This window comes from Streptomyces aureocirculatus, assembly GCF_000720475.1.
GTDB lineage: Bacteria > Actinomycetota > Actinomycetes > Streptomycetales > Streptomycetaceae > Streptomyces > Streptomyces aureocirculatus.
This window is the reverse complement of the sequence record NZ_JOAP01000002.1, coordinates 85,981-99,068: the sequence shown is the minus strand read 5'-3', so window position 1 is coordinate 99,068 and position 13,088 is coordinate 85,981. Positions and strand designations below refer to the sequence as shown.

Genomic DNA, 13,088 nt, shown 5'->3' with positions numbered 1-13,088 from the left:
TCAACCCCCCAGGTCGATCATGAATTTGGTGGTCGCGAACGCCTCGGCGTAACGCTCGTGGCACTCGATGCCGCGGATCCGCGCGAGGCCGAGGAAGGCCTCCCGGTCGTACCAGGGCCGGTGCCGTTGCGACGGGTAGTGCTCCTGAAGCAGCCGCACCTTCTGCTCGGCGATCTCCGGCGACAGCGGCTGGTACGCCGTCATGCGGCCCAGGTCGCCGTCCCACTTGACGATCTCGTAGCCGAGCACGAGGTGGTCACGGAACGCGGTGGACATCAGCTTCGCCAGGCCGCGGTGGTCCTGGTGCGCGTCCTCGGTACGCGGGGCGAGGACCAGGCCGGGATCGGTCCGCTCCCGCAGTTCCTCCACCGCGGCCTTGGCCTCGTCCCAGTGCGCGGGCATCCGGCCGTCCGGCAGCTTGAGCACGGTCAGGCGCAGATCGGCGCCCGGGCAGAAGGCGGTCAGCGCGGCCTGCTCCTCCTGCTCGCGCTCGCTGCCGCCACCGGAGAGCACAAGGGCGTCGACGCGGATACCGGGCCGCGCGCGGCACAGCGCGAGCAATGTGCCGCCCGCGCCGATGGCGATGTCGTCGCAGTGCGCGCCCACCGCGACGATCCGGTCCAGGCGGCCGGACCCGAGCCGGATCACGCGCGCGCTCCCGCGGTGTCCCGCTCCCACACGGCCCACGGGCGCTCGCCCATCGCGTAGGCGGAGTCGAGCGCGGCCCGCTCCTTGACGGTGTCGGTCGGCTTCCAGAAGCCGCGGTGCCGGTACGCCACCAGGCGGCCGCGCTTGGCCAGTTGGGCGCAGCCGTCGGCGACCAGGTCCCCGTTCTCCGGGATGTGGTCGAAGACTTCCTGGCGGAGCACGAAGTAGCCGCCGTTCTCCCACAGCGGCAGTTCGCTCACCGCGGTGATGCCTCCCACCAGGCCGTCCTCGCCCAGGTCCACGCAGTGGAACGAGGACTGCGGCGGCACCACCGTCATCGACGCACCGGCGTCGCGCCGGGAGAACCGCTGGATCATCTCCGGCAGCGGGGCGTCGGTGAGCACGTCGGCGTAGTTGGCGAGGAACATCTCGTCGCCGTCCAGGTGGTGGCGCACCCGGCGCAGGCGTTCCCCGATCGGTGACTCGATGCCGGTCTGGGCGAACGTGATCGTCCAGTCGGCGATGTCGGTGGAGAGCAGCTCCGTCCGCCCGCCGCGCAGCACGAAGTCGTTGGACGTGGTCTCCTCGTAGGTGAGGAAGAAGTCCTTGATGTGGTGAGCCCCGTATCCGAGGCACAGGATGAACTCCGTGTGCCCGTAGTGCGCGTAGTAGCGCATGACGTGCCAGATCAGCGGCCGCGGGCCGACCATCGCCATCGGCTTGGGTATGTCGTCGGACGCGCCGCTGCGCATACGCAGCCCGTAACCGCCGCAGAACAGTACGACCTTCATGCTGCGATCTCCTTCACGGCGTGACCTCGACGATGCTCAGTTCCGGGATGGGAAAGACCAGGCGGCCACCCCACTCGTGCACGAAGGACAGTTGCTCGGTCAGCTCGGCCCTGAGGTTCCACGGAAGGACGAGCACGTAGTCCGGCCTGTCGGCGGCCATCCGCTCGGGCGACAGGATCGGGACGCGGGTGCCCGGGGTGAATCTGCCGTGCTTGTAGGGGTTGCGGTCGACCGTGTACGGGAGCAGGTCGGGCCGGATGCCGCAGTGGTTGAGCAGGGTGTTGCCCTTGCCGGGGGCGCCGTAGCCGACGACGGTCTCGCCGCGTTCGGCCGCCTCCACGAGGAACTTCAGGAGGTCCCTGCGCACCTTGGCCACCCGGGCGGAGAACTCGGTGTACCCCGATAGCTCCTGCAACCCGGCGGCCTTCTCACGGGCCAGCACGTCGGTCACCTGCCGGGACGGCTCGCCCGCCACCTCGGCAGGACGGGCCCACAGCCGGATGGAGCCGCCGTGCGTGGGCAGCAACTCGACGTCCACGAGGGTGAGTCCGCCGCTCGCGAGGGCCCGGATCGCGGACGCGACCGTGTAGTACTGGAAGTGCTCGTGGTAGATCGTGTCGTACTGGTTCTCCTGGATCAGGGTCAGCAGATGCTGCACCTCGATGGAGACCCAGCCGTCGTCGGCGACCAGGGCGCGCAGCCCCTTCGTGAACCCGGCCACGTCGGGGATGTGCGCGTACACGTTGTTGGCCACGACCAGGTCCGCCGGGCCGTGCTCGGCGCGGACGGCCGAGCCGGTGTCCGGGTCCAGGAACTCGGTGAGTGTGGGCACACCCGCGTCCCGCGCCGCGGCGCCGACGTTCACCGACGGCTCGATGCCGAGGCAGCGGATCCCGCGGTCCACCACGTGCTTCAGCAGATACCCGTCGTTGCTCGCGACCTCGGCCACGAAGGCGTCGGGGCCGAGCCCCACCCGCCGTACGGCGTCGTCGACGAACGTACGCGCGTGCTCCACCCAGGAGGTCGAGAAGGAGGAGAAGTACGCGTACTCGCTGAACGTCTCCTCCGGCGTGATCAGCGGCGGGATCTGCGCCAGCCAGCAGTCGGTGCAGACCCGCAGGTGCAGCGGGTACGTCGGCTCCGGCTCGTCCAGTTGGTCCGCGGCGAGAAAGCTCTCGCACGGCGGGGTCGCCCCCAGGTCGACGACGCTCTCCAGCGCCGCCGAGCCGCAGAGTCGGCATCGTGTCATCTGCTTCCCCCATTTCTGCTCGCACGGTGCCCCCACCGCGAGCCAGTGCTTGTGTCCCCTGCCGGCGGCGGGACGTCCCCGCCGCCGGACCGACCCGCGATCGCGGTGCGGTACCCGTCCACCAGACGCTCAAGGCCGACGGCCGGGCTGAAACCCTTCTCGTAACGGCGCCGGGCCGCCTCGCCGAGCTCCCGGTTGCGGACCGGGTCGGCCGCGATCGCGCGCAGGCTGGACGCGAGCGCGGCCGCGTCGCCCGGCCGGTGCAGAAGCCCGGTCACGCCGTCCTCGACGAGTTCCACGAAGGCGCCGTGAGCGGCGGCGACGGCCGGCACCCCGGCCGCCATCCCCTCCGCGACCACCAGGCCGAACGTCTCCCTGGCCATCGAGGGAGCCACCACGGCGACCGAACGCGCGACGGCCCGGCGGCACCGGGCCGCGTCGTACAGGCCGACGTACCGCACGTCGGCACGGCCCGCGGCCCAGGCGGTCACCTCACCTTCGAGCGGCCCCGCCCCCGCGAACACGAGCGGCACGCCGACACCGCCGCTCGCGGCGAGCTCGTCCCACGCCGCCATGAGCAGTTGCACGCCCTTGGCCTCCGCGAGCCGGCCGAGGAAGAGCAGATGCTCGCCCGCGCCCTCGCGGCGCGCGCCCGGGTCGGGCACGAAGTTGTGCTTCACCGCGAGGCGCTCGGCCGGCATGCCGGACCGCACCAGGACGTCGCGCTGCGCCGCGGAGATACAGAAGAACCGCTCCACACCGGACCACCACCGCCGCCGGTTGACCGACAGGCTGACCGCGAGCGGCACCGTCGCGAGGCGTGAGTTCCGGTAGCAGCCGTGCCGGACGGCGGGCAGCGACGCCCGCGACCCGACGCACTCGGTGCACTCCCGGCCGTCCCGGTGCAGCGTGCCCGGCGGGCAGACCTGGGTGTAGTTGTGCAGCGTGGCGACCGCGGGCACGCCCGCGTCGGCGCAGGCGGCGAGGACCGCGGGCGACAGGAGCGGGAAGACGTTGTGGATGTGCACCACGTCCGGCCGATCGGCGCGGAGCCGGGCGGCGAGCTCCGTGCGGACCGCGGGGTTCCACGGCACGAGCAGCGGCACCGCGGCCTTGCCGAGGAGGGACCGGGCGGCGATGTCGTCGCTGCGCCGCTCGAACACATCGACCCGGTGTCCTGCCGCGCGCAGCAGCGCCACCTCCTCGTCGACGACCACGTTCTCGCCGCTCGGCTGCGCGGAGGAGTAGCGGTTGTGCACCACGAGAACGTGCAGGTTGTGCGGGTCGCTGAGGCTGCGCGGGTCCTGCGGGTCCTGCGGGTCGTGTGTGCCGTGCATGCTTGAGGTCACCTCCGGGCCCATCGCGGGATACGTCGTCCAGGGGCCGCGGCCGCCGTCAGGGGCGTGGCCGCGGCAGGTACCGCGAGGAGAGCGGCGGCCAGTGCCAGGTGCAGCAGATACGGCGAGGCGTCGCCGAGACCGGCCTCGGTGTACGACGAGATCGCGCAGTAACTGATCAGGAAGATCGCGCAGGCCCGCGGCAGCGACGGCGGCCGCAGCAGCGCGACACCGCCGAGAGCGACCATGATCAGCGCCACGACGGTGACGCCGGTCAGACCCTGCTCGTGGTAGACGGCCAGCCAACTGTTGTCGATCGGCAGCCCGCCGAACGACTTGTCGCTCAGACCCACCCCGAACACCTTCTCCCCGGCCGACCGGGGCGCGGCGAGCAGGGCGTCCCAGACCTTGGCCCGGCCGGTGAGGTTGGAGAGGCTCTCCTGGTCCTGCCCGCGCAGGAACCACGCCTGGACCGCGGAGGCGAACACCACCGCGGCCACCGTGGCGCACAGCACCGTCCAGGCGAAGAACCGGCGGGCGGCGGCGCTGGTCAGGACGAGCGAGCCGATGGCCAGCGTCAACCCGACGAGCAGGCCGACCGTGGCCGTACGGGTGTGTGTGAGCGCGAGCAGGACGAGCGCGGGCACGATGACCACCGCCGCGCTGCGCCCGGTGGTCCGGCGGCCGAGCAGGAGCAGCACGGTGAGCCCGATGATCACCGCGGCGTACTGTCCGATCTGCGGTGGGGTGAGCGGCCACAACGCGCCCACCAGGCGCCCGCCGTAGTACTCGGGCATGGCCGTGCCCGGTGCGACGACCAGACCGGCGGCCACCAGGACGAGCACCGCGAAGTACATCCGGATGTGGTACCGGACGAACGTCAGGCCGCCGTCCCACCAGCGGCTGAGCAGCCACAGCGTGCCGACGAAGAGGGCGAGGCGGGCGCAGCGGAACAGCGCGCCGTACCCGACCTCCAGGTTCGCGCTGGAGATCACGCTCGGCACGAGCAGCAGGGTGAGCAGGAACACGTAGGCGCTGGGCCGGATGCGCAATTGCAGATTGAGCGCGAGCGCCAGCGCGAACGCGGTGAGAAGCGCCCCCATGGTGGCCATCTGGATGAGGGAGCGGGGCAGCGGGACGACGGTCTTGGCCCCCGCGGAGCCCAGCGTGTTGAGACCGAGCAGGGCCCAGGCGACTCCGACGGCCTTCGGCGTACCGGCAGCGCGCGGTCCGGCACCGGACTGTGTGCCCGCACTGGGCTGCGCACCCGCCGCCTCCGGTATGCCCGGCGGCCCACCGCCCCGCGGGTCCCCGCTCATCTCAACCACCGGCCCGCGGGTCGAAGGTGCTGTCCGCGTCCTGCTGGTACGGCGTGCTCTGCCACTGTCCGGAGTCGAGCTCGCGGCTCATGTCGCCCGCGACGAAGTTCCACGGTCCGCGGTAGACGTTGTCGTGCCAGCGGTTGTGCTGCTTGTGGGTGATGGCCTCGGCCACCCGCTCGCCCTTGTACGGCGACCAGTCCGGATAGGTGCCGTAGTTGGCGAGGACCGCCATGCGGCCGCACTTCTCCGCGCACTTGACGACGGAGGTGTCGAGGACGAAGCGGTTGTCGTGGATGTCCACCCGCTGGGTCTTCCACCGGCAGTCGGCGTAGAGCGGTGCGGTGGTGATCGCGGGGCGCTTGCAGCGGTCGGTGTCCTTCACCAGGAGCGTGCAGTAACCGGTCGAGGTGTTGGCCGGGCTGTTGCAGAACCGGTCGGCGTTCTCCCACAGGGTGATCCCGTTCCAGTTGTTCTCCAGGACGTTCCGGTAGATCTCGATCTTGTTCGTGCGGGCTCGGACGCGTGGTTCGCCGCCCGCTTCGGACACATAGACGGTCGCGTGCGGGAAGTCGTCGCCGCGGTCGGCGCTCCTTTTGCCATCGACCCAGTTGTTGCGCCGGATCGTGTTGTTCCGGATGACCGCGTTGTAGCTGGTCTCGTACATCAGCGCGGCACCGTCGTTGGCTTCGAGGACGTTGTTCTCGATGCGGAAGTCGTTGTTGTTGTTGTCCGCCCACAACCCGGTCCCGCGGTTGTCGTGCACCCAGTTGCCGCGGATCTCGGCGCCGTCGACGGCCCAGAACTTGATGCCTCCGGTGCAGCCGCACCCGGGCCTGCGCCGCTCCCAGTTGTCGGTGTTGTTGCCCACGATCTCGTTGCGCTCGACCACCAGGCCCCTGATGGAGTCCCCGGTCTTGTACGCGTTCATTCCGTACTGCCCGTTGCCGCGCAGACAACTGGCGCGCACCCGCTGGCGGGCACCGGCCATAAGACCGGCGCCGGAGTTGTACTGGATCTTCGCGTGCTCGATCAGCCACCCGTCGGCCATGTCGTGGTTGACCACGCCCTCGTTGTGCGGCGCGACGAACCGCTGCACGGTCAGATGGCGCACGGTGACGTCGCGGGCGGTGCCGCTGAACGCGTACTTGTTGGTCTTTTGGCCGTCGAGCACCGCGCCGGGCGCGCCGAGGTAGCGGTTCCCCTTCTTGGGCATGACCTGGGCGTAGGGCTCGGGGTCGAGCCTGTGTTTGCCGGGTCGCAGCCAGAACGTGGTGTTCGGGGGGCTGCTCCTGGTCTTCGCGGCCAGGTCGCCGACCACCGCGGGGTCGACCGTCACCGCGCCCGCCGGTGCCTTCGCGGGACCGGCGGCGGGCCTCGCGCACACCCGGGCCACGGGTGTGGCGGGCGCCCCGGACGTGGACGGCGCACCGGTCGGCTCCGCCGGGGCGTCCGGCGTGCTCGTACAGCCGGTCGCCGCCAGCAGGAGCAGCACCAGCGGAGCCGTCGGCGACGCCCGGTGCCGCCTCTTGATCACCACGCTTTCCCCCCGGCCGACCAGCCGCGGAACCTGAGTACGGTGGTGAACCCCCGCCCGCCGTCGGCGCATCCGGTGCCGATCAGCGTCGTGGTGGGTTCTTTGCGCCCGAAGCCGGGGGAGTACCAGCCGAGCGGCGGGTCGCTCTCGCCGCGGTGCGCCCGCCAGCTCAGCTCCTCCGGCAGGACGAGCACCGCGGACCGCTCCTCGCCGTCCCGGTTCCAGGTGAGCGCCGCCCGGCTCCCCACCAGGTCCGCGGTGATCGCCGGGCCGAGGTGGAACGCCAGGCGCACGTCCCGGCGCGGGCCCCGCACCTCGTCGACGACGCGCAGCTCCCGGCTCGCGGCGGTCAGCTCCACCTGGCGGCGGTGCACGGAGCCCTGGTAGCCGTCGTGCTCGGCACGCCAGCAGGCCGTCCCCCCGTCGAGGGGGCCGGACGTGTCCGCGACCAGGACGCGGCTGCGGGCGTGCCGGGTCCACAGGAAGGGGCCGCCGGAGACGGACTGGTCGGCGCCGTCCAGCTCCAGGGTGTTGTGGCCGAGGGTCGACCGGAAGTACTGCCGCCACCGGGGCTGCCCGTGGTAGCAGAACGTCCCGGGGTCGGCGAGCACGTCGACCCCGTCGTGCCGGACCTCCACCGACAGCGCGTCCGCGTGGGCGTGCGCGGCGATGGACAGGAAGCCGTGCGGGCCGCCGTCGCAGCGGCACCAGATCTCCTCGGGGCCGCGCAGGACGGTCATGCCCGCGTCCGCGAAATGAGCCGGCCGGCTTGCCGGGCGGGACACGCCCGGTGCGGTTCCCTTCTCCGCGTACTGCTTCTCCGCGTACTGCTTCTCCGCGTACTGCTTCTCCGCGTACGGCCGGATCAGCGCGGCGAGCAGCGGGGTACGCACATCGGTGGCGGTCACCGGCGGCCACCAGGGGAGCCGCCCGAACACGGCGTCCCCGGTGGCGAGGAGCGAGGCCCAGCGGTCGGTGCCCGCCCCGTCCACGACCAGACCGTGCCCGTCGTCCGCGTCCCCCTGGCGCGGCGGCCGCAGCCGGTTGTCGACCACGGCGGCGAGCGCGTCGGTCATGCGCAGCAGCACCCGGCGGGCGGACGCGGGGACCGGCACCCCCGCGGCGTCCGCCTCGGCGACCGCCGCAAGGCCGAGTTCGAGGACGAGTCCGTGGTACTCGGTGGCCAGCTCGCGGTTGAGGCCAGAGCCGAAGGTGTTGCTCCGCAGCTCCCGTGCGAGAGTGCGCAGCGCGTCCGCCCGCCAGCGCGCCGAGTCGGGGAACCACCCGAACGCGCAGGCCGCGGCGGACTGCCCGGCGGCTTCGGCGATGATGTGGTTGTTCGCCGAAGACCCCCGGCTGGGGAAGGCGGCGAGCCAGCGCTGGTGGTGCCAGATCTGTTTCAGCGCCACCGGGTTGTCCTCGAAGAGACCGGCCGCGCCCGGCCAACTGTCGAGCAGCCGGCGGATCCACACCCACGAGAGCAGCCGGATGCCCAGCTCGATGCCGCTCACCCAGTGCACGCCGCGCAGCGGCGGGTTGGCCGCCCACCAGGACCGCAGGTGCTCGGCCACGCGCTCGGCGTACCGCTCGTCCCCGGTGATCGCGTAGGCCGCGGCGAGCACGGTGAGGTACTGGTGCCGGGACAGCTCCCAGATCTGCTTGATGTCGCCGACCGCGTCCTCGTTGCGGTACGGCACGTCGAAGGCGTAGCCCCACGGCGCCCGGCGCCCGGTCTTCGGGTCGTAACCCCAGTCCGGGTCCGCCAGGTCGTCGCGGACCACGCCGAAGTACGTGACGTGCCCGGCAAGCAGGCGGTCCGCCTCCGCGACGAGACGCTTCGCGGCGTCCGGGGGCACCGCGGCGATCGCCCCGGCGGGCAGTACCGCGGTGAACCGGGCGCCGGTCACGCGCGGCAGGGCGGGGCGTGCCGACCGCCACCGCCGCCTGCGCACCGCGTCGCCCACCCGGCCGCCGACCTCCCGCGGCCGCATCCGGGAAAGGCGTCGCAGGTACCAGCCCGGACTGCCCGAGCGCGCGGTCATCGCGCCGCCGTCAGCGTCACGGGCGCGCCGCCGACCAGACTGGCCCGTACGGCGAGGGTGGCCGTCGTGGTGGCGACGAGGGACTCAAGGGGTACCGGCATCGGCCCGCCGCTCCGCACGGCCCTGACGAACGCGGCCAGTTCGGCTTCCTGGCCCTTGTCCCTGGCCTTGGGGAGCCTCGAACTCACCCACCGCTTACGCCCGGCTCCCCCGTCCGCGAACACCGAGGCACGGACGAAGTCGTCGAGCCGCAGCGCACGGCCGTCCGCGACCAGGTCGAGGGTCTCCTTGGGAAAGCCCGCCGGTCCCGTGGTGACGTAACTGATGGTGGCGGTCGACCCGTCCGGGTAGCGCAGCACGACCTGGAGGTCCTCGTTGCCGGCGGTGGCGACCGCGTACACCGAGACCGGGTCGGCCTGGAGCAGCCAGCCGGCCGTGTCGATGAAGTGCCCGCCCTCACCGGCGAACCGCGAGCCCTCGGTGCCCTGCTGGAGGTACCAGCTACCGTGCCGCAGCCTGCCCGCGTTGACCAGGTAGCGGAGGCTGGCCGGTCCCGTCCTGGCGCCGAACCGCTTCCTGGCCTCCCCCAGCATCGGCGCGAACCGGCGGTTGAATCCCACCTGGAGCCGGTCGTTGCCGGACTCCTCCACGGTGTCGAGGACACCGGCCAGCTCGTCCTCGCTGAGAGCGAGGGGCTTCTCCACGAACACCGCCTTGCCTGCCCGCAGTGCCCTCTTCGTCAGTTCGGCGTGCGAGCTGTGCCGGGTGACCACGAACACCGCGTCGACGGAGGTGTCACCGAGCACGGCGTCGAGATCGGTGGTCGCCCCGGTGAAGCCGAACTTCCGCTTCGCGTTGGCCGCGGACAACGCCGTCGTGGTGACGACGGTCGACAGTTCGACGCCTTCGCGCTGCGCCAGGTGCGGAAGGAGCATCGACGTGGCGTAGTTGCCCGCGCCGACGAACGCGAGGCGCACCGGCGACCTGGCGGCCCCGCTGGGGGTGCGTACCTGGCCGCCGCGTCGCTTCACCGCGGGCACGGCCACCGCGGGGGGCGCCGCTTCCCCCTTCTTCTGCTTCTCCTGCGCGGGTTCGGGGTAGCGGAACAGCACGGCCACGGCCTTCAGGTCGCCGTCCTTCAGGCTCCGGTACGTCTCGACGGCGTCGTCGAAGTCGGCGATGTGGGAGACCAACGGCTCCACGTCGACGCGGCCGCGGGCCATGAGATCGAGGAAGCACGCCAGGTTGCGGCGCTCGGTCCAGCGCACATAGCCGATCGGGTAGTCGCGCCCCTGAAGCTCGTACTCGGGGTCGTAGCGCCCGGGGCCGTAACTGCGGGAGAAGCGGACGTCCAGCTCCTTCTCGTAGTACGCGTTCCAGGGCAGGTCCAGGCGGCACTTGCCGATGTCGACGACCCGGCCCCGGTCCCGGCAGAGCCGGGCGGCCAGCTCCACGGGCTGATTGCCGGTGCCGCCCGCGGCCAGGTACACCTGGTCCACGCCGTGGCCGTCGGTGAGTTCGGCGACGGTGGTCTCCACGGCCGCCGACGCGGGATCGCCGCAGGCCGCGGCGCCCAGGCGCTCGGCGAGCCCGCAGCGCACCGGGTCGGGGTCGACCCCGACGACACGGACGCCCGATGCGGTGAGGAGCTGCGCCACCAACTGCCCGATCAGGCCGAGGCCGATGACAAGGGCCACGTCGCCGAGTTGCGGCTCGCCGCGGCGGACGCCCTGCATCGCGATCGACCCGACGGTGCCGAAGGCCGCGTGGCGTGGCGCGAGGCCGTCCGGCACCGGGGCGAACAGGTTCTTCGGCACCCAGTTCAGCTCGGCGTGCAGCGCGTGCTCGTTGCCCGCGCACGCCACGAGGTCGCCGGCCTTCACCTCGTCGATCCCGGCGCCGACCTGTTCGACCACCCCGCACAGCGAGTAGCCGAGCGGCGTGTAGGAGTCCAGTTTGCCCATCACCTTGCGGTAGGTGGCGGGCATGCCGTTGGTGGCCACGCTCTGCATGACCTTGGCCACCTGGTCCGGGCGGGAGCGGGCCTTGCCGAGCATCGACATGCCGGCCTCGGACACCTTCATGAGCTCGGTCCCGGTGGAGATCAGCGAGTAGGCGGTCCTGACGAGGACACCGCCCGGCTTGCATCCCGGCACCGGCACGTCGAGCACCGCGAGTTCGCCGCTCTTGTAGTTCTGCACAACCTGTTTCACCGAAGTCCCCTTGTTTCTACGCCGTCAAGCGAGCGTTCTCGCCGGACCCGGAGGTCGCGCCGCGATACCAGTACTCGAGGGTCAGCACATGCCACAGATGCTTGGAGAAGTCCCGCTGCCCCGCGGCGTCCTCGGCGACCATGCGCGCGAGGGCGTCGCGGCGCAGGAGCCCGGAGTTGACGAGCACACCGTCGTGCACCACCTCGCGCACCAGCGGCGCCAGATCCCGGCTCATCCAGGCCCGCAGCGGGGCGCTGAACAGACCCTTGGGCCGGTACACGATCTCCCGGGGCAGAACCGAGGCGGCCGCCTCCTTCAGGACGGCCTTGCCCTGCCTGCCGACGATCTTGCGGTCGCCGGGCACGGCGAACGCCGCCCTGACCACCTCGACGTCCACGTACGGCACCCGCACCTCGGTCGACGCGGCCATGCTCGACCGGTCGGTATAGGCGAGGTTCAGGCCCGGCAGGAACATCCGGGCGTCGCCGAGGCACATGCGGTTCACGAAGTCGTCGAGGTCGTTGTCCCGGTAGACGTCCGCGTGCTCGGTCAGTACGTCCTCGACCGTCCCGGCCAGGTCCGGATCGACGAGGGCGAGCAGCTCGTCCTGGTCGTACATGGTGTAGCTGCGCCGGAACGCGGTCTCCTCCGGCAGCTCGGCGAAGGACAGGAACCGCTTCGCGAAGCGCACCGACCGGTATCCGCGGCGGGCCGTGGCGACCGGCAGTTGGTCCACGGTCGCGGCCAGACCGCGCCGCAGGGGCCGCGGGACCCGCTGGTAGCGCAGCGCGAGCAGGTTGGCCAGGTGCTTGCGGTATCCGGCGAACAGCTCGTCGGCGCCCATCCCCGAGAGCATCACCTTGACCCCGGCATCGCGGGCGGCCGAGCAGATCAGGAACGTGTTGATCGCGGCGGGGTCGCCGATCGGCTCGTCCAGGTGGTACGTCATCTCCGGCAGCAGGTCGAGCACGTTCGGGGCGATCTCGATCTCATGCAGGTCGACGCCGAACCGCTCGGCGACCTGCCGGGCGTAGCGCAGGTCGTCCGGCATCGCCTCGAACTTGGCGTCCTCGGCGCGGAACCCGATCGTGTAGGCGGAGATCCCCGGCTGGTGGCGGGCCGCGAGGGCGGTCAGATAGCTGGAGTCGAGACCGCCGGAGAGGAAGGTCGCCACGGGTACGTCGGAGAGCATGTGCTGCCGGGTCGACTCCTCGACGACGGCGGCAAGGTCCGGCAGCTCGCCGCTGCGGGCCCGCTCCTGGCCCTCGGCGGCGACGTCCTTCAGATGCCAGTACCGGCCGCGCTCCACCCGGCCGTCGGGCCGCACCCGCAGCCAGCTCCCCGGCGGCAGCTTCTCCGCCTCGCGGAACGCGCACCGCGAGTCCGGCACCCAGTAGTAGAGGAGCGAGGCCACCAGGGCCGCATGGTCCACCTCGAGGGACCCGCCGGTCACGGCGGCGAGCGCCTTGAGCTCGGAGGCGAACACCAGGCCCTCGCCGCGCCGGAGCAGGAACAGCGGCTTGACCCCCAGTTGGTCGCGGGCGAGCACCAGGTCACCGGTGCGCTCGTCGAAGACCGCGAACGCGAACATGCCGCGCAGCCGGGGCAGACAGTCCGTGCCCCAGCGCCGCCAGGCCTCCAGAAGCACCTCGGTGTCGGAGGTGCCGCGGAAGCGCGCTCCGGCCGCTGCCAGCTCGGCCCGCAGCTCGGGCGCGTTGTACAGCTCGCCGTTGTACGTGAGGGCGAGGCCGCCCGAGACCATCGGCTGGGCGCCGGTCCCCGACAGGTCGATGATGGCCAACCTGCGGTGCCCGAGGTGCACTTCGCCGTCACCGGCGGGGTGACTGTACCGGCCCGCCCCGTCCGGGCCGCGGTGGGCGAGGACGTCGGTGAGCCGGTCGGTCACCGACTTTCCCTCCGGCCATCGGTAGGTGCCTGCGATGCCACACATG

General features: G+C 71.9%; 9 protein-coding genes. All 9 read right to left on the bottom strand.

The window, feature by feature from the left end:
- The gene (locus IG78_RS0102405; protein WP_030559355.1) at positions 1 to 648 is read right to left on the bottom strand and encodes a PIG-L deacetylase family protein; all 648 of its coding nucleotides are present in this window, start codon (positions 646 to 648) and stop codon (positions 1 to 3) included.
- Entirely contained in the window at positions 645 to 1,439 is a 795-nt protein-coding gene (locus tag IG78_RS0102400) for a glycosyltransferase family protein (RefSeq protein WP_030559354.1), read from the bottom strand. The genes IG78_RS0102405 and IG78_RS0102400 overlap by 4 nt, the downstream gene beginning before the upstream one ends.
- Before the next feature lie 13 nt (positions 1,440 to 1,452).
- The gene (locus tag IG78_RS0102395) at positions 1,453 to 2,688 is read right to left on the bottom strand and encodes a class I SAM-dependent methyltransferase (protein WP_030559352.1); all 1,236 of its coding nucleotides are present in this window, start codon (positions 2,686 to 2,688) and stop codon (positions 1,453 to 1,455) included.
- On the bottom strand, positions 2,685 to 3,962 hold the full coding sequence (locus IG78_RS0102390; protein ID WP_030559351.1) for a glycosyltransferase: 1,278 nt from the start codon (positions 3,960 to 3,962) through the stop codon (positions 2,685 to 2,687). The genes IG78_RS0102395 and IG78_RS0102390 overlap by 4 nt, the downstream gene beginning before the upstream one ends.
- A 71-nt stretch (positions 3,963 to 4,033) precedes the next feature.
- Positions 4,034 to 5,344: a membrane protein gene (locus tag IG78_RS0102385; protein WP_030559350.1), complete on the bottom strand. Its 1,311-nt coding sequence runs from the start codon at positions 5,342 to 5,344 to the stop codon at positions 4,034 to 4,036.
- 1 nt (position 5,345) lies between these two features.
- Positions 5,346 to 6,881 (bottom strand): right-handed parallel beta-helix repeat-containing protein, encoded by a 1,536-nt coding sequence (locus IG78_RS0102380; RefSeq protein WP_037685520.1) that lies wholly within the window; start codon positions 6,879 to 6,881, stop codon positions 5,346 to 5,348.
- Positions 6,878 to 8,923 (bottom strand): alginate lyase family protein, encoded by a 2,046-nt coding sequence (locus IG78_RS0102375; RefSeq protein ID WP_030559348.1) that lies wholly within the window; start codon positions 8,921 to 8,923, stop codon positions 6,878 to 6,880. The genes IG78_RS0102380 and IG78_RS0102375 overlap by 4 nt, the downstream gene beginning before the upstream one ends.
- Positions 8,920 to 11,136, bottom strand: a complete 2,217-nt coding sequence (locus tag IG78_RS0102370; RefSeq protein ID WP_030559346.1) for a bi-domain-containing oxidoreductase — start codon at positions 11,134 to 11,136, stop codon at positions 8,920 to 8,922. Before IG78_RS0102370 ends, IG78_RS0102375 begins: the two co-directional genes overlap by 4 nt.
- 16 nt (positions 11,137 to 11,152) lie before the next feature.
- Positions 11,153 to 13,087, bottom strand: a complete 1,935-nt coding sequence (gene asnB, locus IG78_RS0102365) for an asparagine synthase (glutamine-hydrolyzing) (protein ID WP_030559345.1) — start codon at positions 13,085 to 13,087, stop codon at positions 11,153 to 11,155.
- Position 13,088 lies beyond the last annotated feature (1 nt).